Genomic DNA, 21,946 nt, shown 5'->3' with positions numbered 1-21,946 from the left:
GAAATTAGCGTGGCTATCAAGAAGTACAAGCCAACCTCTAACGGTCGTCGTAATATGACGTCTTCAGATTTTTCTGAAATCACTAAGACGACGCCTGAAAAGAGCTTGTTGGAATCAAAGTCAAACACTGGTGCTCGTAACTCATACGGTCACATGACTGTACGCCATCGTGGTGGCGGACACAAGCGCCAATACCGTATTATCGACTTCAAGCGTACTAAGGATGATGTACCAGCTAAGGTTGTTGCGATCGAATATGATCCAAACCGTACTGCAAACATCGCTTTGCTACAATACACTGATGGTACTAAGTCATATATCTTGGCACCTAAGGGCTTGGAAGTTGGTATGACAGTTCAATCTGGAGAAGATGCTGATATTAAGTTAGGTAACTCATTACCATTATCAAAGATTCCTGATGGAACTCAAATTCACAATATCGAATTAAAGCCTGGTCATGGTGGACAACTCGTCCGTTCAGCTGGAGCATCAGCTCAAGTGCTAGGTAAAGAAGGAAAGTACGTACTAGTTCGCCTACAATCAGGTGAAGTTCGTATGATCTTGGCAGTAAATCGTGCCACAGTTGGAGTTGTTGGAAACGAACAACACTCATTGATCAGTTGGGGTAAGGCTGGGCGCCGTCGTTGGAAGGGTCAACGTCCACACGTTCGTGGATCTGTAATGAATCCTAACGATCACCCTCATGGAGGTGGTGAAGGAAAGGCTCCTGTTGGAATGCCATCACCATTGTCACCATGGGGTAAGAAGACAGCTGGTAAGAAGACACGTAACGAAAAGGCTCGTTCATCAAAGTTTATCGTTCGTAGCCGTAAGAACAAGTAAAAATAGATTCCAGCTATTATAAGTTTTTAAAAAACGAGAGGAGGACCTCAAAATGGGTCGTAGCCTAAAGAAGGGGCCATTTGCTGATGCTTCTTTGTTAAAGAAGGTCGAAGAGGCTAATGCTTCAGATAAGCATACTGTCATCAAGACATGGTCACGTCGCTCAACGATTTTTCCAAGTTTCATCGGATTAACTTTTGCAGTTTACGATGGTCGTAAGCACATGCCAGTTTTGGTACAAGAAGACATGGTTGGTCACAAACTTGGAGAGTTCGTTCCTACGCGTACGTTCCGCGGACACGCAGCAGACGATAAAGCAACTATTCGTAAGTAATTAGGAGGACAATACAATGGCTGAACAAATCACGTCAGCACGCGCCACGGCCAAACTCGTTCGTGTCGCTCCACGTAAGGTCCGCCAAGTGCTTGACCAAGTTCGTGGTAAGTCTGTGGCTGAGGCATTTGCAATTTTGCAATTCTTGCCAAACCACAGCTCAGAAAATGTATACAAAGTGTTGAACTCAGCAGTAGCAAACGCTGAGAACAACTTCTCATTAGATCGCGAAGATTTGGTAGTGGCTGAAGCCTTTGCAAACGAAGGACCAACGCTAAAGCGTTTCCGTCCACGTGCTAAGGGATCAGCTTCACCAATCAACAAGCGTACAAGCCACATTACTATTGTGGTAAAAGAAAAGTAAGGAGGGTTGAGTCATGGGTCACAAAATTAACCCAGCTGGTATGCGTGTCGGTATCATCCGCGACTGGGATGCCAAATGGTACGCAAATAAGAAGGACTTCGCAACAACTTTGCACGAAGATTTAAAGTTGCGTGAGTACATCGAAGCTAAGTTGGCCGAAGCATCAGTTTCACGTGTTGAAATTGAGCGTACTGCTAACCGTGTAAATATCTCAATCCACACTGCTAAGCCAGGTATGGTTATTGGTAAAGGTGGATCTGAAGTTGATGCATTGCGTAATGAGCTTGCAAAGCTTGTTGCCAAGGGTGAACGTGTTCACATCAACATCATTGAGGTTAAGAAGCCTGATTTGGACGCCCAATTGGTAGGCTCACAAATTGCAGCAGACTTGGTTCGCCGTGTGGCTTTCCGTCGTGCAATGCGTAGTGCTATCCAACGTGCAACTCGTGCTGGTGCCAAAGGTATCAAGACACAAGTTTCTGGACGTTTGAATGGTGCAGATATGTCTCGTGTTGAGCAATATACAGAGGGTACAGTGCCTTTGCACACATTGCGTGCAGACATTGACTACTCATGGAATGAGGCAGAGACTACTTACGGTCAAATCGGAGTTAAGACTTGGATTTACCGTGGTGATATTTTGCCAGAGATAAAGTCAGAAAAGAAGCAAGGAGGCGAGTAACATGCTAGTTCCAAAGCGTGTAAAGTACCGTCGACCACACCGCGGTAAGATGCGTGGTGAGGCTAAAGGTGGTAAGACAGTAGCTTTCGGAGATTTCGGTTTACAAGCTACTGAGTCACACTGGATTACAAACCGTCAAATCGAGGCTGCTCGTATTACTATGACGCGTTACATGAAGCGTGGTGGTAAAGTATGGATTAAGATTTTTCCACACTTGTCATACACTTCAAAGGGTGTTGGTGTTCGTATGGGTAACGGAAAAGGTACCCCAGAAGGCTGGGTAGCACCTGTAAAACGCGGCAAGGTTATGTTTGAAGTCGGTGGTGTTCCTGAAGAGGTTGCCCGTGAAGCCTTGCGTCTTGCATCTAACAAGTTGCCAGTTAAGACTAAGGTCTTGGCTCGTCAAGTGGAGGGTGAATAATGAAGATCAAGGATCAAAAGAATGAAATCAAGGGTCTCAGCCAAGCTGAGCTGGTTGCCCAAGAAAAGAGCTACAAGGAAGAGTTATTTAATTTGCGTTTCCAATTAGCTACAGGTCAACTTGAGAACACGGCGCGATTGTCAGAAGTACGTAAGCAAATTGCCCGTATCAAGACGGTCATTCGTCAACAAGAATTGAACAAGTAGACTAAGAGAGGAGACCGTTCGTTATGACTGAAGCTCGTAACACACGTAAGACTTACCAAGGCCGCGTGGTTTCAGATAAGATGGATAAGACAGTGACTGTTGCAATCAACACTTACAAGAACCACCCAGTTTACGGTAAGCGTGTTAAGTACACGAAAAAGTTTAAGGCTCACGATGAGAACAACGAAGCTAAGACAGGTGATTTGGTACGTATCATGGAGACGCGCCCAACGTCAGCTACAAAGCGCTTCCGTTTGGTAGAAATCGTCGAGAAGGCCGTTATTATCTAATCGTTTAATCTCGAATATTACCAATAACGGAAGGAGGACAAAATCGTGATTCAACAAGAAAGTCGTTTAAAGGTTGCTGATAACTCAGGTGCACGCGAAATCTTGACTATCAAGGTATTAGGTGGATCTGGACGTAAGTTCGCTGGAATCGGTGACATGGTTGTTGCAACTGTTAAGCAAGCTATTCCTGGTGGAAATGTTAAGAAGGGTGACGTTGTTAAAGCCGTTATCGTTCGTACTGCTGCTAGTACTCACCGTACTGATGGTTCATACATCAGTTTCGATGAAAACGCCGCTGTTATCGTTAAAGATGACAAGAGCCCTGTAGGTACTCGTATCTTCGGACCTGTTGCGCGTGAATTGCGTGGCAATGATTACATGCGTATTGTGTCATTGGCACCTGAAGTATTGTAATTACCATCATTAAATCAAGGAGGAAGCCTCGCATGTTTGTGAAGACTGGTGACAAGGTTAAGGTTATCGCCGGCAAGGACAAGGGTAAGGAAGGCGTAGTTGTAAAGACTATTTCATCACAAGACCGTGTCGTTGTTGAAGGTGTCAATAAGGTTAAGAAGCACCAAAAGCCTAATAACCAATACCCACAAGGTGGTATTGTTGAGCTTGAAGCTCCAATCCACGTTTCAAACGTACAATTGCTTGACCCTTCTACTAACGAACCAACCAAAGTTGGTTACAAAGTTGAAGATGGTAAGAAGGTACGTTTCGCTAAGAAGTCTGGAAAGACTTTGGCATAATTTTCTAGGTGAAAGGAGGAAATCATTATCATGGCAAATCGCTTGAAAGAAAAGTACGTCAATGAAGTTACGCCTTCATTGGTTGAGAAGTTTGAGTATTCATCAATCATGCAAGCACCTAAGATTGAAAAGATCGTGCTTAACATGGGTGTTGGTGACGCTGTTTCAAACTCAAAGAACTTGGATGAAGCTGTTGCTGAATTGGAATTGATTGCTGGTCAAAAGCCAGTTATCACTCGTGCAAAGAAGTCAATCGCTGGCTTCCGTTTGCGTGAGGGTATGGCAATCGGTACAAAGGTTACTTTGCGTGGTGAGCGTATGTACGACTTCTTAGATAAGTTGATCAACGTTTCATTGCCACGTGTTCGTGACTTCCGTGGAGTTTCACCAAAGGCTTTTGATGGCCGTGGAAACTACACATTGGGAGTACGTGAGCAACTTATTTTCCCAGAAATCGATTATGATAAGGTTAATCGTGTTCGTGGTTTGGATATCGTTCTTGTAACGACTTCAAACACCGACGAAGAAGCTCGTGAATTGCTTACTCAAATGGGTATGCCTTTCTCAAAGTAATCAACACTGATTTACAGTAATTAATAATAGGAGGCAAATATCAATGTCAATGACTGACCCAATTGCAGATTTCTTGACTCGCATTCGTAATGCGAACATGGTTCGCCACGACTCAGTTGAAGTACCTGCATCAAAGATCAAGAAGGACATCGCCGAGATCTTAAAGAGTGAAGGCTTTGTTCGTGACGTTGAATACATTGAAGATGACAAGCAAGGTGTCATCCGCGTTTTCCTTAAGTATTCTGCTGACAAAACTCGCGTAATCTCAGGCTTGAAGCGTATTTCAAAGCCAGGTTTGCGTACGTACGTTAAGTCAGATGATGTACCAAAGGTATTAAACGGTTTGGGTGTTGCAATCATCTCAACTTCTGAAGGTGTTATCACCGATAAAGAAGCTCGCGCCAAGAAAATTGGTGGCGAGGTATTGGCTTACGTCTGGTAAAAATAAAATTTAAACAAGGAGGTGTCAACCAATGAGTCGTATTGGTTATAAGGCCATCACATTACCCGCAAATGTTGAAGTAACAAGCGATGGTGATGTTGTTACTGTCAAGGGTCCTAAAGGTGAATTAGCACGTTCACTTGCCCATGAGATCAATTTGACTGTTGATGGAACTAAGGTTTCATTCACTCGTCCATCAGATGATGTTCGTATGAAGGCACTTCACGGTACTACTCGTGCCATTGTTAACAACATGGTCGAGGGTGTTTCAAATGGTTTCAAGAAGACATTGAAGCTAGTCGGTGTTGGATACCGTGCTTCAAAGCAAGGCGACAAGCTTGTTTTGAACGTAGGTTACTCACACCCAGTAGAATTTGAAGCTCGTGAAGGTTTAACAGTTGAAGTTCCTGACGCAACTACGGTTACAGTTGAAGGAATCAGCAAGCAATTTGTTGGTGATTTCGCAGCTGAAATCCGTGCCGTACGTTCACCTGAACCATACAAGGGTAAGGGTATTCGTTACGAAGATGAATACGTTGTACGTAAGGAAGGTAAGACTGGTAAGTAAGCTTAAGCCCTGTGCTTAAAGTCGTATACAACGTTACGATTTACTTATGAGTATATCTTTCAAATAATAAAAAAGAGGTTACGAACATGATTACGAAGTCAGACAAGAACAAAGTGCGTCAACACCGACACACTCGCGTTCGTGGCAAGATTTCTGGTACTGCTGAGCGCCCACGCTTGAACGTTTACCGTTCTAACAAGAACATCTACGCGCAATTAATTGATGACGTAGCGGGTGTGACGCTTGCTAGTGCCTCAACATTGGACAAGTCAATCGAAGCTGCTCCAAAGACAGAACAGGCAGCTAAAGTTGGTGCTTTAATCGCAGAGCGCGCAAAGGCTGCTAACGTTGAAGTTGTTGTATTTGATCGTGGTGGTTACTTGTACCACGGTCGTGTACAAGCTTTGGCAGAGGCTGCTCGCGAAGCTGGCTTGAAGTTCTAAGGGAAGGAGGAAAGAAAACATGGCATTTATCGATGCAAATAAGCTCGGTGAGCTTGAAGAAAACGTTGTAGCCATCAACCGTGTTACCAAGGTTGTTAAAGGTGGACGCCGTTTGCGTTTCGCTGCTTTGGTAGTAGTTGGTGACCGTGACGGACATGTTGGTTTTGGTACTGGTAAGGCGCAAGAAGTTCCTGAAGCAATCCGTAAGGCTGCTGAAGATGCAAAGCGCAACATTATTAGTGTACCTACTGTTGGTACAACCCTTCCTCACTCTATTTTGGGTGTCCACTCGGGTGGCCGTATCTTATTGAAGCCCGCCGTTGAAGGATCTGGGGTAGCAGCAGGTGGTGCTGCTCGTGCCGTTTTGGAATTGGCCGGAGTTGCTGATGTGACTGCAAAGTCATTAGGTTCAGCTACGCCAATCAACGTTGTACGCGCAACTTTCGATGCAATCAACTCATTGAAGAACGCTGAAGAAGTTGCTGATTTGCGTCAGGTCTCATTAGAGCACTTGGCAGATTAAGGAGGCAGAACATGGCTGAACAAGTTAAAATTACTCTTGTAAAGAGTGCTGCCCACCGTTTGCCAAAGCAACGTGCAATTGTGGAAGCCCTTGGATTGAACAAGGTGCGTTCATCAGTTGTATTGCCTGACAACGCAGCAACGCGTGGTGCAGTGTTCAAGATTGCTCACTTGGTTACGGTTGAAGTAGTTAAGTAAGAGCGCAATAATTAGATTGCATTGAAGGAGGTAAAACCCTAATGAAGCTAAATGAACTTCAAACTCCTGAAGGCTCACGTAACGTTCGCAACCGTGTTGGACGTGGTGAATCATCAGGTAATGGTAAGACTGCGGGACGTGGTCAAAAAGGTCAAAAAGCTCGTGGTAAGACACGTCTAGGATTCGAAGGTGGACAAATGCCTTTGTTCCGTCGTATGCCAAAGCGTGGATTCACGAACATTAACCGTAAAGAGTATGCTGTTGTTAATCTTGATGTGTTAAACCGCTTTGATAATGGTACTGAAGTTTCACCAGCAATGTTGGTTGAAGCTGGTATCGTTAAGAGTGAGTTGAACGGCGTTAAGATCTTGGCTAATGGTCAATTAGAAAAGTCATTGACTGTTAAGGCTAACAAGTTCTCAGCATCAGCAACCGCAGCAATCGAAGCTGCTGGTGGTAAAGCTGAGGTGATCTAATGCTGAAAACCGTGCTCAATTCATTAAAAGAAAAAGACATTCGTAAGAAATTATTTTTCACTTTATGGATTTTAATTGTTTACCGATTAGGTGCCTACATTACTGTGCCGGGTATTAACACGGCAGCACTGACTGAGGTAGCAAATTCTGGGCTCGGCAGCATTTTGAATATGTTTAGCGGTGGTGGACTAACAAATTACTCATTGTTTGCAATGGGGGTTTCACCATACGTTACTGCACAAATCGTGGTACAGCTCCTACAAATGGATATTGTGCCACGATTTGTTGAATGGTCGAAACAAGGTGAAGTTGGACGGCGTAAGTTGAACCAAGTCACCAGGTGGTTGACCATTGGTCTAGCTTTTGTCCAATCTATTGGAATAACGGCTGGATTTAATCAACTTAGCCAGGTTAATCTGGTAAAAACACCAAATACAGAGACTTACTTATTGATTGGATTCATCTTAACTGCTGGTACAATGTTATCAGTTTGGTTGGGTGAGATGATTACTGAACGTGGTCTTGGTCAAGGTGTTTCAATGTTGATTTTTGCTGGTATAATTGCGCGTTTGCCAGCGGGTATTTACCAATTATTTAAGGAACACATTCTACAAGGTGACGATCCGGCGCGTGGATGGGCATTCTTGGTAGGTTTGATGATTATCTTTGTGGTAGTCATTGCTTTCGTTACTTGGTTTAACCAAGCTATTCGAAAAGTTCCTATGCAATATACACGTCGTTCAGTAGGATCAGGAAGTTCTTCTTACCTACCATTGCGTATTAATATTGCAGGTGTGATCCCAGTTATCTTTGCGTCATCTCTATTGGTGACGCCACAAACAATTTTGCAAGCTTTTGCAAGTAAGTTTGCGGATGCAAGTTGGTATAATACAGTTATGCAATACCTTTCAATCGAAACGATGCAAGGTGGTATTGTTTACACATTACTAATTGTCTTGTTTACATTCTTCTATGCGTTTGTTCAGGTCAACCCTGAAAAGGTGCAAGAGAATTTGCAAAAGCAAGGTAGTTATATTGTGGGCGTCTGGCCTGGGCCATCAACTGAAAAGTGGATGTCAGGTCTACTGATGCGTTTGTCAGTGGTCGGCGCTTTGTTCCTAGGATTTGTCGCTTTAGCACCAATCCTAGCGACGCATGTCTTTGGGTTGGATAGTAACCTTGCTATGTCAGGAACGTCAATCTTGATTGTCATCGGAGTGGCAATTGACTTGATTCGCCAACTTGAAGGATTGATGATGAAGCGGCAGTATGTTGGATTTATTCGAGAAGGAGTCGAAGCAAAATGAGTTTGAACATCATGTTGTTGGGTTTGCCAGGAGTTGGTAAAGGAACCCAGGCTGCAAAGATCGTAGAGAAGTACAACTTGCCACACATCAGTACGGGGGATATGTTCCGTGCAGCAATGGCCAACGAAACTGAGCTTGGTATGAAGGCAAAGTCTTTCATGGATGCTGGTGACCTAGTCCCTGACGAAGTTACTAACGGTATCGTTGCAGAGCGCTTAGATGAAGAAGATACGAAGCCAGGATTCATCCTAGATGGATTCCCTCGTAACTTAGAGCAAGCACATGCATTGGAAGATATGTTAAGTAAAGAAGGTCGTTCATTGGACGCCGTCCTTTACTTTACTGCTGATACGCAAGTGTTAGTTGACCGTATGATGGCGCGTGGACGTGCGGACGACACGCCTGAAGTGATTAAGAATCGCTTGGACGTGAATGGAAAACTTACTGAGCCAATCGCAGATTTCTATGCTGAAAAAGGCATTCTGCATAAGATTGATGGTGCTCATGAGTTGGACGCCGTGTTCGCAGATGTAAAGAAGTTACTTGATAGTTTGGAGAACAACTAATTATAGTGCATATTTTGCTGTTCAAGGTAAAACTATTGTGTTATAATAACTTGTTACGTTCTCCAATGTCACAACTAAGGAGGCAGCAACGTGGCCAGTGATGTTATTGAAATTTCTGGTGTGGTAAAGGAAACTTTACCTAATGCCATGTTTACCGTTGAACTGGAAAACGGCGCAGACATCTTAGCACACGTTTCTGGTAAGATTCGAAAGAATTTTATTCGTATTTTGCCTGGAGATCGTGTAACAGTTGAGATGTCGCCATATGATTTGACGAAGGGCCGTATTACATACCGGTTTAAGTAAGCAAGTCATACAAAAAATTCAAGGAGGTAAATATCATGAAGGTTCGTCCATCAGTTAAGCGTATGTGCGACAGCTGCAAGGTTGTCAAGCGTAATGGTCGTGTAATGGTGATTTGCTCTGCAAACCCAAAGCACAAGCAACGTCAAGGTAAGTAATTCTTACTGACGTTTTAAATTTATTTATTATTATATAGAAGAAGGAGGTAATCGTAATGGCTCGTATTGCTGGTGTTGATTTGCCTCGCGATAAGCGTATCGTGATCGCATTAACATATGTATATGGAATCGGTAATTCTACTGCACAAAAAGTTTTGGCAGAAGCAAAGGTTTCTGAAGATGTCCGTGTTCGTGACTTAACTCCAGACCAAGAAGACGCTATCCGTGCCGTCGTTGATGGTATTAAGGTAGAAGGTGACTTGCGTCGTGAAGTTACAATGAGCATCAAGGGATTGCAAGAAATCAATTCATACCGTGGTATCCGTCACCGTAAGGGGTTGCCAGTTCGTGGACAACACACGAAGAACAATGCTCGTACGCGTAAGGGCCCAGCTGTTTCAATTGCTGGTAAGAAGAAGTAATTTTAAACTAATTGGAAAGGAGATAACTTGATTATGGCAGGTCGTACTAATCGTAAGCGTCGTGTACGTAAAAGTGTTGAATCTGGTGTAGCACACATCCACGCAACATTTAACAACACGATCGTAATGATCACCGACGTTCAAGGAAACGCCGTTTCTTGGTCATCAGCTGGGGCACTTGGTTTCAAGGGTAGCCGTAAGTCTACACCATTTGCTGCGCAAATGGCTGCTGAAGCTGCTGCAAAGAGTGCAATGGAAGATGGCATGAAGACTGTTGAGGTAACTGTTAAGGGACCTGGTTCAGGTCGTGAGTCTGCTATCCGTGCGTTAGCCGCTGCTGGTTTGGATGTTTCATCAATTAAGGATGTTACTCCAGTGCCTCACAACGGTTCACGTCCACCAAAGCGTCGTCGTGTCTAATTGCCGGTTGCAAATAGTGCACAACATGCTTTGAAAGGGGTAACAAACAGTATGCTTGAATTCGAAAATCCTAAGATTATGTTGGTTGAAGAGGATAGCAATTACGGTAAGTTTGTGGTTGAGCCGCTTGAACGTGGTTACGGAACTACTTTGGGTAACTCACTACGCCGTGTATTGTTGTCTTCATTGCCCGGTGCGGCAATCAATTCAGTACAGATTGATGGCGTTTTGCATGAATTTTCAACGGTCGAAGGTGTCGTTGAAGATGTTACGCAAATCATTTTGAACCTTAAAAAGGTCTCAATGAGCATCGATAGTGATGATGAAAAAACACTCGAAGTTAACGTAACCGGTCCCGCTGATGTGACGGCCGGTGACATAGCTGGTGATAGTGATGTTGAGATCTTGAATAATGATCTTCACATCGCTACTGTTGCGGCTGGGGCTACCTTGCATATGACTTTGACGGCTGTTCGCGGTCGTGGTTATATTTCAGGGGACCAGAATAAGGAATTGCATGACGAAATGCCTATTGGCGTTCTAGCAATTGATTCAATCTTTACCCCAATCGAACGCGTAAACTATCAAGTTGAAAACACTCGTGTTGGTCAACGTGACGACTTTGATAAGTTGACTTTAGATGTTTGGACTGATGGTTCATTGTCAGCTACTGAAGCTGTTTCATTAGCTGCTCGTATTATGTCTGATCATTTGAACGCTTTTATTGATATGTCTGAACGGGCAATTACTGCACAAGTGATGGCAGACAAGGAAGAAGAGCCAACAACGAAACATGCAGATACACCAATTGAAGAATTGGATTTGTCTGTTCGTTCTTATAATTGTCTCAAAAGGGCCGGGATTAACTCTGTACAAGAGTTAACTGAGCGTACGGAGACTCAAATGATGTCTGTCCGTAATCTCGGTCGGAAATCACTTGACGAAATCCAGGACAAGCTTAAATTGCTCGGTTTAGGGTTCCGCAAGGAAGATTAGATTAAACGATAGAATACCAAGAAAAGGAGGACACACTCATGGGATACCGTAAGTTGGGACGTAACAGTGCACAACGTAAGGCTTTGTTAAGTGATTTGACTACTGATCTATTGATCAACGGTCGTATCACGACTACTGAAGCTCGTGCTAAGGAAGTTCGTCGTACTGCTGATAAAATGATTACGTTGGGTAAGCATGGTGATTTATCATCACGCCGTAAGGCAGCTGCTTTCTTGCGTAACGTTATTGCAGACGTAAACACAACTGATGATAACAAAGTTCAAGTTGAAACAGCTTTGCAACACTTATTTAACGATGTTGCACCTCGTTTTGAGGGTCGTGCCGGTGGTTACACTCGCATTTTGAAGACTACTCAACGTCGTGGTGACGCTGCTCCAATGGTTATCTTGGAATTGGTTGACTAATTTCATTGGTTAATTAATAAAAACAATGAGATCTCTCATGTTATAAGGTATAAACTGTTAAGATGATGGCGAAAGCCAAGTCTAGGTTGAAAGGCATTTATGTCGCGCCTATAACGTGTGAGGTTTTTTTGTGCAGTTTTTTATATATAAAACCTAGTTCATTCAGCTTAATGTCGTTTAAGAACGGTAGAAAATGACTATAAAATAAACAATAAGCCCTGTTGCATCTGATATTAGTATATTGATGAGACAGGGCTTATTGGTTTTGAGATGATTTAAAACAACGATTATTTTAAGAAATTATTATTTGTGTAAAATTGCACAAAGTGAGCATAAATTGATTGTCGTGTTAGCATTGCTAGTATATACTTAAGGAAAGACCAGTCCGAGGGGGGACAAAAAATGCAAGAAAAACGCAATGTAAACACAACTGGCATGACCGTTCATTTAACGCCAAGTAATTTTACGTTAGATCGTATTTTAATCAATGGCCAGCATTTTCAGTATCGGGGAATTGATTTGAGCTTAGGTGATACAGTACGTATTCGACAACAAGTTGGGAACTTCCTCATTGTCGATAAAGTACGCCAGCCTGGGAAAAAATATTATACTGTTTAACTTTAAAATCATATTTTTAAACACAAAAAAGGCTGGAATATAATTCCAGCCTTTTATTTTTGATTTAATTATGACGAGCATGTCTTGCTAGCAAATCACCAACGAATTGGATAAGAACAATAAATAGCAAGATAATAATTGTGGCTAACCACATCACATCATTCTGGAAACGTTGGTAACCAGTAACGATGGCTGTTGTACCAAGACCACCAGCACCAATGGCACCGGCCATGGCAGTCAATCCTACCAAACTAATCAACGTAACTGTCGAAACACGAATGAGTTCAGCAAGACCTTCACGTAGATAAACATCTGAAATGATGTCCCAGTTTGTTGCACCGAAAGAACGGGCTGCTTCAACTTTTCCACTATCAACACCAAGCAAAGCAACTTGTACTTGACGTGCAAAGAATGGGAAAACTCCTAGTGATAGAGGAACTAGGGCAGCTGTCGTTCCAATAGTCGTTCCCACAATTAATTGTGTTAATGGTGAGAAAGCAACCACCATGATAATGAAGGGGATTGCCCGTCCAACTGAAACAACTTTATCCAAGATTTGGAAAGTTGTCCGATTAGGGGCAATTCCGTCATCAGCCGTTAATACAAGACCGATTCCAAATAGCAACCCAATGAGACCACCAATAATTGCAGCACCGGCTGTCATGTATACGGTTTGCCAAATGGCAACACCCCAGCCATAATCTCCTGACCAGCCAAGCGCGTAGGCATTTGGCATATTTTCTTCAATCCATCCCATCATTATTTGGCACCTCCTTGTAATTCAGTGATTGCAACGCCATGATCGGTGAAGCTTGCTTTAGCAGTAGCACGTTGTGAATCAGTTCCCTTGAATATAGCAACGGCAATACCAACAGGTGTTTGTGTCAAAATTTCCATATTTGAATAGAGAATATTAGTTGTCACACCAAAGTCTGCAAAAATTGTTGAAAGTAGTGGTTGGGCTGTATCGGCCCCAACGTAACTAATCTTAACTAACTCTTCATCGGCCGCTAGTGGTTGTGTTTCTAGCAATTCGTTTACTCTAACAATGGCTTCATCCAAGTTAGTAGCAGTGTTGATAAAGTCTTTTGTTAATTGTTGTTGTGGATTTGTAAAAATCTCTAACAATGAGCCACGTTCGATGATTTTACCATCTTCCATCACTGCAACCTTATTGGCAATTTCTTTAATAGCTTGCATCTCGTGGGTAATCAAAACGATTGTAAGACCTAATTCTTGGTTTAACTTTTTTAACAAAGCTAGAATTTGATTTGTTGTCCGTGGATCAAGGGCAGACGTTGCCTCATCAGAAATTAGAATTTCAGGATCGTTAGCTAGGGCTCTAGCAATAGCAACACGTTGCTTTTGACCACCAGATAATTGGCTTGGAAAGTTTTCAGCACGATCAGCTAGACCAACTAAGCTAAGCAGTTTGTTGACTTTAGCTTTTTTATCAGACTTTGATAAGTTGGAATGCTTTAGTGGTTGGGCAACATTACCAAAAATAGTTAACTCGCTCATTAAATTGAAATGTTGGAAAATCATACCAATTTTCTTACGTTGATCACGTAATGCCTTAGGTGATAATTGCAACATATCGGTACCATTAACAAGTACTGAACCGTTGGTTGGGCGTTGTAGTAAATTGATTGTTCGAACTAAGGTTGATTTACCAGCACCTGAGTATCCAACAATTCCGTAGATGTCTCCTTTTTCAACATCAATTGTTTCGTCTTGGACAGCGACAATTTCACGCTTTTTTTGCTTAAAAGTAACATTGATATTTTTTAATGAAATGACAGCCATATTCTTCTCCTACTCTTGATATGTATCAGGAGGCTGGAACATCAGAAAATGTTCCAGCCTTTTTGTGCTAAAAATACATTAATTATAAATTTATAGCATAAACGCGTTTCAAAAGTCTAAAGCCTTAATGTAACGTAACTTCAGACCTTTGTCTCGCTCTCTGGATGGTTGTGCACATTAGGTCAAATTACTTTAACTTGATATCCCATGCTGGCACTTCCGCCTTGCCCCAAGTATCGCTCAAATACTTCTTAGTTTGCTTGCTTTGGTAAGTCTTAACAACTTGCTTGTAAGCCTTCTTATTTGCATCACTCTTACGTGCGGCGATGACGTTGATCCATTGCTTTGAGTTCTTGTTGATTGGTTCAACGTAAATGGCTGAGCTCAACTTAAGGTTGGCCTCTTGCGCATAATTTGTATTAATAACTGCACCATCAGTAGACTTCAATGCTGATGGACCTTGGTCAGCAGCAACTTCCTTGAAGTTCAAGTCTAACTTGTTCTTCTTGATATCTTTAAGGGTTGGCAAATCAACACCCTTCTTAAGCTTAATCAAACCAGCTGTTTGTAGCAAAGTCAAAGCACGACCTTCATTAGTACCATCGTTAGGGACGGCAATTGTATCACCTTTTTTGAAATCCTTGACGTCTTTGTGCTTTTCAGAATAAAGACGGATAGGGGTAATAAATGTCTTACCAATGGCCTTAACCTTGTGACCATTTGACTTATTCCAATTGTTTAAGAAATAACGGTGTTGGAAAGAGTTCAAATCAAGTGAACCATCAGCAACAGCCTTATTTGGTTGGTTATAATCGGTGAAGACCTTTGTTTTAACCTTTAAGTTGTACTTCTTTTGTGTTGTTTTGTTAATTTGATCCCATAGTTTCTTATCGCTTGTACCAACAATACCAACAGTCACTGTTTTCTTTGAAGCTGCGTTTGCAGTAACTGGAGCAATTGTTCCAGCCGCAAATGCACTGACTGCTAATACGGCACCAATCCTTAACCCTTTATGCATAATCCTAATTCTCCTTATTAATTATTGATACATAGTTTGATATTATTTCAGATTGATAGGGATAAAAAAAGACTCGTCCCTATCTTGATTATTTGCATAATCTGATAGAAACGAGTCTCGTGTTACCATTCTACTTCACCTTAATCATTACTAATTAAGACCTTAGCAACGAGCAGGCAGTGAGCGATATGATGCTATGCCGATTCGTGTGTCTGTTAACGTAGACCATTCCGTCATTAATTTATAGACTTGCTACTCATTAATGCCAATCACAGGCCATTTTCAATTAATGTGTTTTCGAACAACTTTCACCAAACGTTGTCTCTCTAAGCGAATCACCGTTAATTTACTTCCCTGATCAACTTGTTTATCTTTCTGAAATACTAAAACGTATTTTAGTGTAAGTTAGTCGTTGTGTCAACACTTTTGGCAAATTTTCCTTCTCGGTTAATTAAAATAATCACACCTATTAAAAATAGGGGGGCAATGAATAAGGCTGCTTGTTGTAAAAATTGCATCGCAAAGTAAGCAATAATAGCTGAGAATAAAAAGGCAAGAATGACTGGTCCGACTCGGACAGCACGTCGTAAAGCCATCTCATCATGGAATATCAGCCAATTTGTCATACCACTACTAAATGTACGTAAGTTTCCAGTACTTAAGATGGTCATATAAGCCATGCCATGAATTTTATTAAATGTATCAGCCTGAATTGCCATAAAAAAGGCTAATAAGGGCAGAATGATATTGGCTGAAACGCTTTGCAATTCTAAGATAGCAACTAACAAGAGACCCAAACATTCAACTATTAATGCGGCTAATGTATGTGATCGATGTGACTTGTTAGTATACACTTTTAAAATTTGGTTAAAAGCTGAACCAAGTAGGAAAGCAAAGACTGGCCAAAAATAGATGGCAGCATGGAGCCACTTACCCCCAGCAATATTCAAACCAACTTGGAGCAAATTACCGCTTTGAAAACTAGCAAAACGCATATCATGTACTGAAAAAGTATATGAATCAATAAATCCAGCAGTTGCTGCAAGCAACATCCCCGCTCGTCGTGATTCTTTGATGGAATAGTGCTGATTGTTAATCATAAAGGAGTTCCTTCCGTAATTTTGATGAAAATATCTAATTAGTATACCACTAGTGGGATAAACAAGACTGACTTTACACCCTGGGTTTTGTGTTAAAATATTAGTTAAATAAAACAAGGAGTTATTTATTATGGCTTTAGCATATCCAGATGATAGCTTGGCACTACACACTGATGCATACCAATTATCTATGATGCAAACTTACTTTATGAAGGGCATCCATGAGCGTAAAGCAGTTTATGAGATGTATTTTCGTAAAATGCCTTTCAAAAATGGTTACGCCGTTTTTGCTGGCTTGGAGAGATTGGTTGGTGTTTTAAAAGATTTACATTTTTCTGAAAGTGACCTTGAGTATTTACGTTCAACAGGCCAATTTAATGAAGAATTTTTAAACTATTTGAAAAATTGGCGTTTTAAAGGAACTGTTCGTACACCACATGAAGGGGATATTGTTTTTAATAATGAACCAATCGTGCAGGTTGAAGCGACAGTATTTGATGCGCAATTGATTGAAACGCCATTATTAAATATCGTTAATTATCAAACTTTGATTGCAACGAAGGCATCACGGATTCGTTCAGTGGTTGGGGATCAAAGTTTGATGGAGTTTGGTTCACGTCGTGCTCAGGAAATGGATGCTGCTATTTGGGGAACTCGTGCAGCGTACATTGGTGGTTTTGATGCCACATCTAATGTTCGTGCGGGTAAGCTGTTTGGTATTCCGATTTCTGGTACTCATGCTCATAGTCTAGTACAAGTATATCGTAACGATTATGATGCATTCAAAGCGTATGCTGAAACGCATCGTGATGTTGTCTTCTTGGTAGATACCTACGATACTTTGCGTTCAGGTGTCCCTGCAGCCATCCGCGTGGCAAAAGAGATGGGTGACAAAATCAATTTTGTTGGCGTGCGGATTGATTCAGGTGATTTGGCCTATGTTTCAAAGGGTGTTCGTAAGATGCTTGATGAGGCAGGCTTTAAGGATGCTTCTATTGTGGCATCAAATGACCTCGATGAAACAACAATTAAAAGTTTGAAATTCCAAGATGCCAAAATCGATACTTGGGGTATCGGAACCAAGTTAATTACTGCCTATGATCAAGCTGCTTTAGGTGGTGTTTATAAGGTGGTTTCGGTTGAGGATGAAAATGGTCAAATGACCGATACGATTAAAATTTCTGGTACGGCTGAGAAAATCTCAACGCCCGGTCAGAAGCAGGTTTGGCGAATCACTCGTAATTCAGACGGCAAGTCACAAGGGGATTACGTCGCTTTGTGGGATGAAAATCCGCAAAACTTACCAAACGGATTGTATATGTTCCATCCAAACCACAGTTACTTAAGTAAGACGGTAGTTGATTATACGGCACGACCAATTTTGAAGGATATCTTTGTGGATGGTGAATTAGTTTATGAATTGCCATCGTTAGATGATGTCCGTGAATTTACTAAGCACCATGTTAATTCTTTGTATTCAGAATACCGGCGTGACATGAATCCACAAGAGTATCCAGTGGATCTATCGCAAGCGGCTTGGGATCATAAGATGAACTTGATTAAGGCAACTCGTGAATATGTGGACCAGATTGATCAGACACAGGAATAAGTAATAGGGAGGACTCTGTTATGCGACCATTACAAACAGAAATTATTGAAAAGCTCGGTGTACAGCCAACCATTGATCCAGCATCCGAAATCAAACGCTCAGTCACTTTACTGAAAGATTACCTGAAGCGGACGGGATTGAAGTCACTTGTTTTAGGTATTTCTGGTGGACAAGATTCAACATTAGCTGGTAAGCTTGCTCAATTTGCAGTTGAAGAACTACGTGAGGAAACCGGGGATGGCGAGTATCAATTTATCGCTATGCGGTTACCATATAATGAACAAGCTGATGAGACAGACGCTTTGGCAGCCATTAAATGGCAAGCGGCTGATAAAACAGTAACGGTTAACATTGAAGAATCTGTTCTCGGTGTTGTGCATCAGTTGGAAGCTGCCGGAGTATCGGTGACCGATTTTAATAAGGGTAATATCAAGGCCCGTGAACGAATGATTGCCCAATATGGTGTTGCAGCTGCCTATAAAGGAGTTGTTGTGGGGACCGATCATGCAGCTGAAGCCTTGGCTGGCTTTTATACAAAGTTTGGTGACGGGGCTGCTGATATCACACCATTGTACCGTTTGAATAAACGTCAAGGTCGTCAGCTTTTGGAATACTTGGGAGCACCAGCTGGTTTCTATGAAAAAGTACCAACGGCCGATTTGGAAGAAGATCGCCCAGGTCAACCAGATGAAATTGCTCTAGGGGTGACTTATGATGCAATTGATGATTACTTAGAAGGTAAAACAGTTTCTGAAGCAGATGCTAATCAAATTGAACGACTATATACAACAACAGAACACAAGCGTCGTCAACCAGTGACGGTGTTTGATCGTTGGTGGCGTTAACGAAAGACTTCAAATCAATTAAAAAAGGAGGATGGCACAAGAAATGTGCCATCCTCCTTTTGTGTATATTGCGTGACACACCAGCTTCAAAACGTTTTTGTTCACACTCTTCCCAAACGTGCTCCAAAAGTCTGAAGCTTCAATGTAACAACAGTTGTGAAATTCCGCCTCTTCGCTTCGCTACGAGTCAAAATAACACAACCATTGTTACACACTAGCTTCAAAACAACTTTTGTCACACGCTAATCTTTTTTCCAATCAATAGCTGGTTGTTGATTCAAAATGTCATCGATTTTCGTTAATTCTTCAGTACTAAATGATAAATTGTCTAGTGCTTTGACGTTATCGACCAATTGTTGTGGTCGGCTGGCACCAATAATCACACTAGCGATTTCTGGCTCGCGTAAGTTCCAAGCGAGGGCCATCTCAGCCAAAGTTTGTCCACGTTGCTGGGCAACTTCGTTTAATTGTTGCACTGTTTTAATTGTTGCTTCTACTTGGTGTGGGTGTAAGAAAGGACTCGTAGACTTGGCCGCACGAGAATTTTTAGGGACACCATTTAGGTACTTATCCGTTAATAATCCTTGTGAAAGCGGACTAAACACAGCGGCGGCTTTGCCTTCTTCACGTAGTACTGGGAGTAAGTCACTCTCAATTTGGCGATTAAACATATTGTAACGAGGTTGATGCACAATAAATGGTGTCTTTAGTTCCTTGAAGACGTCAATGATTGCCTTAGTTTGTGCGCCTGAGTAGTTAGAAATACCAATGTATAATGTTTTTCCTGAACGAACCAGCTGGTCAAGGGCCAAAGCAGTTTCTTCAACTGGTGTCTCAGGATCTGGGCGATGTGAATAAAAAATATCAACATAGTCTAGCTGAAGACGACGCAAACTTTGGTCAGCGCTGGCAATGATACTCTTCTTTGATCCCCAGTTACCATATGGGCCATCCCACATTTCGTAACCAGCTTTACTAGCAATCACGAGCTCATCACGATAGGCATGCATATCGTGGGCCATGATCTCACCGAAATTTTTTTCAGCACTACCTGGTACGGGACCGTAATTATTTGCTAAGTCAAAATAGGTAATTCCCAAGTCAAATGCTTGATGAATAATTGCTTGTTGGCTTTCAATTGGATCGACACTACCAAAGTTGTGCCACAAGCCTAATCCAAATGCTGATAATTTCAAACCACTCTTACCAACACGGTTGTAAACCATGTTGTCATATCGCTGTTCATTTGCTTGATACATATTGCATCTTCCCCCTATTAGTAGTGCGTGAAATAGTTTTCAAAGCTAATTGTAACTGTTATCGGTTATTTATCCAAATTAGGGACATAAAAATAGCTGTCGTGGCTTATTGAATCCGTATTCAAGCAGGTAATGAATTTATGGTAAAATATGGGTGTGAGCTCGCATAGTAGTTGAAGTATTTATGTAGACCATATGAAAATGATATTTTTTTAAGAGAGAGGGACGCGAATATGATTAAAATGTTCAATACGATGACGTTGGAAAAAGAACCATTCCACCCAATACATGATGACACAATCAATATGTACGTCTGTGGACCCACCGTCTATAACTATATTCATATTGGTAATGCGCGTTCTGCTATTGCGTTTGATACTATCCGCCGTTATTTTGAGTATCGTGGTTATCAAGTGAACTATGTTTCCAACTTTACGGATGTTGATGACAAAATGATTAAGGCAGCGGCTGAACAAGGTATTACGGTTCCTGAGTTAGCTGATAAATATATTGCTGCTTTCAATGAAGATACGGCAGCATTAAACATTAAGCCGGCAACCGTGCGCCCACGGGCAACGGAGCATATTCCAGAGATTATTGATTTTGTCGTCGATTTGATTGCAAAAGGTTATGCGTATGAATCAGCTGGGGATGTTTATTATCGTGCGAAAAAGTTTAAAAATTATGGTGCTCTAGCTCATCAGGACCTAGACGAAATGACATCTAATGCAGCTGGCCGATTGGATGATGAAGAACTAACACGCAAAGAGGATCCGATGGACTTTGCAGTCTGGAAAGGTGAGCATGGTGATGGGGCCATTGCTTGGGATTCACCATGGGGTAAAGGTCGGCCCGGCTGGCACATTGAATGCTCAGTGATGTCAACGAAATACTTAGGTAACCACTTTGATATCCATGGTGGTGGGATTGATTTAGCGTTTCCACACCATACAAATGAAATTGCCCAAAGTGAAGTCCATACGGGTGAACAATTTGTTAATAAGTGGTTGCACAATGGTTTTGTGACGGTTGGTGATGAAAACGAAAAGATGTCGAAGTCTTTGGGTAATTTCGTAACTGTCCATGATTTATTGCAACAAATCGATGATCCAGCGGTCTTGCGTTTCTTTATGGCAACCACGCAATATCGTCGGTCTATTGCATACTCAGATAATAATATGACGCAGGCAGCCAATAATTTGGATCGGATTCGTACCGGTTATCGTAATCTAGAGTTCCGTCTGGCTGATGCGATTGCTGGGGATGAAACGACCGTTGATGCAGCCGCCACTGAATTAGTTGACCAATTCAATGCGGCAATGGATGATGATTTTAATGCGCCGAATGCATTAACTGCTATCTATGGCTTAGTTGATTTAGCCAACCAGTATACGTCTGCTGAAGTCGTTTATCAGGATACCGTTAACTTTATCTTGGATAAAATTGCGACATTAATGGGTGTTTTTGGTGTTGATAGTTTATCAGAAGATGAATTATTGGATGATGATATTGAAACGCTGATTAAAGAACGTGATGATGCACGTGCCAATAAGAATTTTGCGCGTTCAGATGAGATTCGTGATTTGTTAGCTGAACAAGGTATTATTTTGGAAGATACACCACAAGGTACACGGTGGCATCGTCAGTAAGGCATTCTGAAGCGATTTAAAATGAGAGAGTTTTAATTTTACTGTTGACACAATTTACTGGAAGATTTAGGATAAGCGTATCGACATAGAAGAGATGAGTATAGTGATTAGTCGTTTTGAGAGAGCTAGTGGTTGGTGAAAACTAGTAATGACGTTGCTAGAAGATGGTCTCGGAGTCATAATGACATGAACAAAATCGCTAGTGTCATTCGGGGACGCTCGTTATAACGTTTAGAGGATAAGCGGCGGCTTATCGAACTCGGGTGGTAACACGTGGTGACGTCCCGTAATCAGAAATGATTGCGGGACGTTTTTGTTAGTTGTTATA

General features: G+C 41.9%; 33 protein-coding genes and 2 other annotated features. Of the genes, 28 read left to right on the top strand and 5 right to left on the bottom strand.

The features are described 5' to 3' along the window. The first annotated feature begins 9 nt into the window (after window positions 1-9). The 25 genes from rplB (at window position 10) to FOL01_RS08905 (ending at window position 12,332) form a co-directional block, all read left to right on the top strand. Entirely contained in the window at window positions 10-843 is an 834-nt protein-coding gene (gene rplB / locus FOL01_RS09025; RefSeq protein ID WP_075270319.1) for a 50S ribosomal protein L2, read from the top strand. Window positions 844-895: 52 nt separating this feature from the next. Next, window positions 896-1,177 (top strand): 30S ribosomal protein S19, encoded by a 282-nt coding sequence (gene rpsS / locus FOL01_RS09020; RefSeq protein WP_075270318.1) that lies wholly within the window; start codon window positions 896-898, stop codon window positions 1,175-1,177. 16 nt (window positions 1,178-1,193) lie between these two features. Next, a complete protein-coding gene (gene rplV / locus FOL01_RS09015; protein ID WP_075270317.1) occupies window positions 1,194-1,541 on the top strand; it encodes a 50S ribosomal protein L22 in 348 nt (115 codons plus the stop codon). Window positions 1,542-1,554: 13 nt separating this feature from the next. Next, window positions 1,555-2,223 carry a 30S ribosomal protein S3 gene (rpsC, locus tag FOL01_RS09010; protein WP_075270316.1) on the top strand — a complete coding sequence of 223 codons (669 nt, stop codon included), beginning with the start codon at window positions 1,555-1,557 and terminating at the stop codon, window positions 2,221-2,223. 1 nt (window position 2,224) lies between these two features. Further along, window positions 2,225-2,644, top strand: coding sequence for a 50S ribosomal protein L16 (gene rplP, locus FOL01_RS09005; protein ID WP_075270315.1), 420 nt, complete (start codon window positions 2,225-2,227; stop codon window positions 2,642-2,644). Next, window positions 2,644-2,850, top strand: a complete 207-nt coding sequence (gene rpmC / locus FOL01_RS09000; RefSeq protein WP_075270314.1) for a 50S ribosomal protein L29 — start codon at window positions 2,644-2,646, stop codon at window positions 2,848-2,850. The genes rplP and rpmC overlap by 1 nt, the downstream gene beginning before the upstream one ends. Before the next feature lie 23 nt (window positions 2,851-2,873). Next, window positions 2,874-3,140 carry a 30S ribosomal protein S17 gene (gene rpsQ / locus FOL01_RS08995; protein ID WP_075270313.1) on the top strand — a complete coding sequence of 89 codons (267 nt, stop codon included), beginning with the start codon at window positions 2,874-2,876 and terminating at the stop codon, window positions 3,138-3,140. Window positions 3,141-3,185: 45 nt separating this feature from the next. Next, complete coding sequence (gene rplN, locus FOL01_RS08990) at window positions 3,186-3,554, top strand: 50S ribosomal protein L14 (RefSeq protein ID WP_075270312.1); 369 nt, start codon at window positions 3,186-3,188, stop codon at window positions 3,552-3,554. Between the two features lie 32 nt (window positions 3,555-3,586). Next, window positions 3,587-3,895, top strand: a complete 309-nt coding sequence (gene rplX / locus FOL01_RS08985) for a 50S ribosomal protein L24 (protein ID WP_075270311.1) — start codon at window positions 3,587-3,589, stop codon at window positions 3,893-3,895. A 30-nt stretch (window positions 3,896-3,925) separates the two neighbouring features. Further along, window positions 3,926-4,468 carry a 50S ribosomal protein L5 gene (gene rplE / locus FOL01_RS08980; protein WP_075270310.1) on the top strand — a complete coding sequence of 181 codons (543 nt, stop codon included), beginning with the start codon at window positions 3,926-3,928 and terminating at the stop codon, window positions 4,466-4,468. Window positions 4,469-4,511: 43 nt separating this feature from the next. Continuing rightward, a complete protein-coding gene (gene rpsH / locus FOL01_RS08975; RefSeq protein WP_075270309.1) occupies window positions 4,512-4,910 on the top strand; it encodes a 30S ribosomal protein S8 in 399 nt (132 codons plus the stop codon). 31 nt (window positions 4,911-4,941) lie between these two features. Next, on the top strand, window positions 4,942-5,478 hold the full coding sequence (gene rplF, locus FOL01_RS08970; RefSeq protein WP_075270308.1) for a 50S ribosomal protein L6: 537 nt from the start codon (window positions 4,942-4,944) through the stop codon (window positions 5,476-5,478). 86 nt (window positions 5,479-5,564) lie between these two features. Next, on the top strand, window positions 5,565-5,921 hold the full coding sequence (gene rplR / locus FOL01_RS08965; protein ID WP_075270307.1) for a 50S ribosomal protein L18: 357 nt from the start codon (window positions 5,565-5,567) through the stop codon (window positions 5,919-5,921). Between the two features lie 19 nt (window positions 5,922-5,940). Continuing rightward, window positions 5,941-6,444, top strand: coding sequence for a 30S ribosomal protein S5 (gene rpsE, locus FOL01_RS08960; protein ID WP_075270306.1), 504 nt, complete (start codon window positions 5,941-5,943; stop codon window positions 6,442-6,444). 11 nt (window positions 6,445-6,455) lie between these two features. Then, a complete protein-coding gene (rpmD, locus tag FOL01_RS08955; RefSeq protein WP_075270305.1) occupies window positions 6,456-6,641 on the top strand; it encodes a 50S ribosomal protein L30 in 186 nt (61 codons plus the stop codon). 41 nt (window positions 6,642-6,682) lie between these two features. Further along, window positions 6,683-7,117, top strand: coding sequence for a 50S ribosomal protein L15 (gene rplO, locus FOL01_RS08950; RefSeq protein ID WP_075270304.1), 435 nt, complete (start codon window positions 6,683-6,685; stop codon window positions 7,115-7,117). Continuing rightward, complete coding sequence (gene secY, locus FOL01_RS08945) at window positions 7,117-8,424, top strand: preprotein translocase subunit SecY (protein WP_075270303.1); 1,308 nt, start codon at window positions 7,117-7,119, stop codon at window positions 8,422-8,424. Before rplO ends, secY begins: the two co-directional genes overlap by 1 nt. After that, window positions 8,421-8,990 carry an adenylate kinase gene (locus tag FOL01_RS08940; RefSeq protein ID WP_075270302.1) on the top strand — a complete coding sequence of 190 codons (570 nt, stop codon included), beginning with the start codon at window positions 8,421-8,423 and terminating at the stop codon, window positions 8,988-8,990. Before secY ends, FOL01_RS08940 begins: the two co-directional genes overlap by 4 nt. A gap of 90 nt (window positions 8,991-9,080) precedes the next feature. Further along, complete coding sequence (gene infA / locus FOL01_RS08935; protein WP_002827967.1) at window positions 9,081-9,296, top strand: translation initiation factor IF-1; 216 nt, start codon at window positions 9,081-9,083, stop codon at window positions 9,294-9,296. Between the two features lie 35 nt (window positions 9,297-9,331). Next, window positions 9,332-9,451, top strand: coding sequence for a 50S ribosomal protein L36 (rpmJ, locus tag FOL01_RS08930; protein ID WP_040760535.1), 120 nt, complete (start codon window positions 9,332-9,334; stop codon window positions 9,449-9,451). Window positions 9,452-9,507: 56 nt separating this feature from the next. Continuing rightward, the gene (rpsM, locus tag FOL01_RS08925; RefSeq protein WP_075270301.1) at window positions 9,508-9,873 is read left to right on the top strand and encodes a 30S ribosomal protein S13; all 366 of its coding nucleotides are present in this window, start codon (window positions 9,508-9,510) and stop codon (window positions 9,871-9,873) included. A gap of 33 nt (window positions 9,874-9,906) precedes the next feature. Beyond that, the gene (gene rpsK / locus FOL01_RS08920) at window positions 9,907-10,293 is read left to right on the top strand and encodes a 30S ribosomal protein S11 (protein ID WP_075270300.1); all 387 of its coding nucleotides are present in this window, start codon (window positions 9,907-9,909) and stop codon (window positions 10,291-10,293) included. Between the two features lie 51 nt (window positions 10,294-10,344). Beyond that, a complete protein-coding gene (locus tag FOL01_RS08915; RefSeq protein ID WP_075270299.1) occupies window positions 10,345-11,289 on the top strand; it encodes a DNA-directed RNA polymerase subunit alpha in 945 nt (314 codons plus the stop codon). Between the two features lie 38 nt (window positions 11,290-11,327). Then, window positions 11,328-11,714: a 50S ribosomal protein L17 gene (gene rplQ, locus FOL01_RS08910; RefSeq protein ID WP_075270298.1), complete on the top strand. Its 387-nt coding sequence runs from the start codon at window positions 11,328-11,330 to the stop codon at window positions 11,712-11,714. Window positions 11,715-12,116: 402 nt separating this feature from the next. Then, the gene (locus FOL01_RS08905; RefSeq protein WP_075270297.1) at window positions 12,117-12,332 is read left to right on the top strand and encodes a hypothetical protein; all 216 of its coding nucleotides are present in this window, start codon (window positions 12,117-12,119) and stop codon (window positions 12,330-12,332) included. Window positions 12,333-12,396: 64 nt separating this feature from the next. On the opposite strand, the gene FOL01_RS08900 is transcribed toward FOL01_RS08905, so the two are convergent. The 4 genes from FOL01_RS08900 to FOL01_RS08885 all read right to left on the bottom strand — a co-directional run bounded on the left by FOL01_RS08900 (window position 12,397) and on the right by FOL01_RS08885 (window position 16,256). Continuing rightward, window positions 12,397-13,092 (bottom strand): methionine ABC transporter permease, encoded by a 696-nt coding sequence (locus tag FOL01_RS08900; RefSeq protein WP_075270296.1) that lies wholly within the window; start codon window positions 13,090-13,092, stop codon window positions 12,397-12,399. After that, window positions 13,092-14,138, bottom strand: a complete 1,047-nt coding sequence (locus FOL01_RS08895) for a methionine ABC transporter ATP-binding protein (protein WP_075270295.1) — start codon at window positions 14,136-14,138, stop codon at window positions 13,092-13,094. Before FOL01_RS08895 ends, FOL01_RS08900 begins: the two co-directional genes overlap by 1 nt. A gap of 187 nt (window positions 14,139-14,325) precedes the next feature. Then, window positions 14,326-15,156: a MetQ/NlpA family ABC transporter substrate-binding protein gene (locus FOL01_RS08890; protein WP_075270294.1), complete on the bottom strand. Its 831-nt coding sequence runs from the start codon at window positions 15,154-15,156 to the stop codon at window positions 14,326-14,328. A gap of 103 nt (window positions 15,157-15,259) precedes the next feature. Next, window positions 15,260-15,527, bottom strand: a binding site (T-box leader). Window positions 15,528-15,551: 24 nt separating this feature from the next. After that, window positions 15,552-16,256, bottom strand: coding sequence for a YoaK family protein (locus FOL01_RS08885; RefSeq protein WP_075270293.1), 705 nt, complete (start codon window positions 16,254-16,256; stop codon window positions 15,552-15,554). Window positions 16,257-16,386: 130 nt separating this feature from the next. On the opposite strand from FOL01_RS08885, the gene FOL01_RS08880 reads away from it, so the two are divergent. Beyond that, the gene (locus FOL01_RS08880) at window positions 16,387-17,865 is read left to right on the top strand and encodes a nicotinate phosphoribosyltransferase (protein ID WP_075270292.1); all 1,479 of its coding nucleotides are present in this window, start codon (window positions 16,387-16,389) and stop codon (window positions 17,863-17,865) included. Between the two features lie 20 nt (window positions 17,866-17,885). Next, entirely contained in the window at window positions 17,886-18,710 is an 825-nt protein-coding gene (gene nadE / locus FOL01_RS08875; protein ID WP_075270291.1) for an NAD(+) synthase, read from the top strand. A gap of 242 nt (window positions 18,711-18,952) precedes the next feature. Here the strand turns inward: nadE and FOL01_RS08870 are convergent, their stop codons facing one another. Further along, window positions 18,953-19,969, bottom strand: coding sequence for an aldo/keto reductase (locus tag FOL01_RS08870; RefSeq protein ID WP_075270290.1), 1,017 nt, complete (start codon window positions 19,967-19,969; stop codon window positions 18,953-18,955). 233 nt (window positions 19,970-20,202) lie between these two features. Between FOL01_RS08870 and cysS the strand changes: the two genes are divergently transcribed. After that, the gene (gene cysS / locus FOL01_RS08865) at window positions 20,203-21,618 is read left to right on the top strand and encodes a cysteine--tRNA ligase (protein WP_075270289.1); all 1,416 of its coding nucleotides are present in this window, start codon (window positions 20,203-20,205) and stop codon (window positions 21,616-21,618) included. 77 nt (window positions 21,619-21,695) lie between these two features. After that, window positions 21,696-21,908 (top strand) — a binding site (T-box leader). Window positions 21,909-21,946: the final 38 nt, after the last annotated feature.

The organism is Weissella thailandensis, assembly GCF_001932615.1.
Taxonomy (GTDB): Bacteria; Bacillota; Bacilli; order Lactobacillales; family Lactobacillaceae; genus Weissella; species Weissella thailandensis.
Note: the sequence above shows the minus strand (reverse complement) of the source record. Positions and strands in the feature narration are given on the sequence as shown.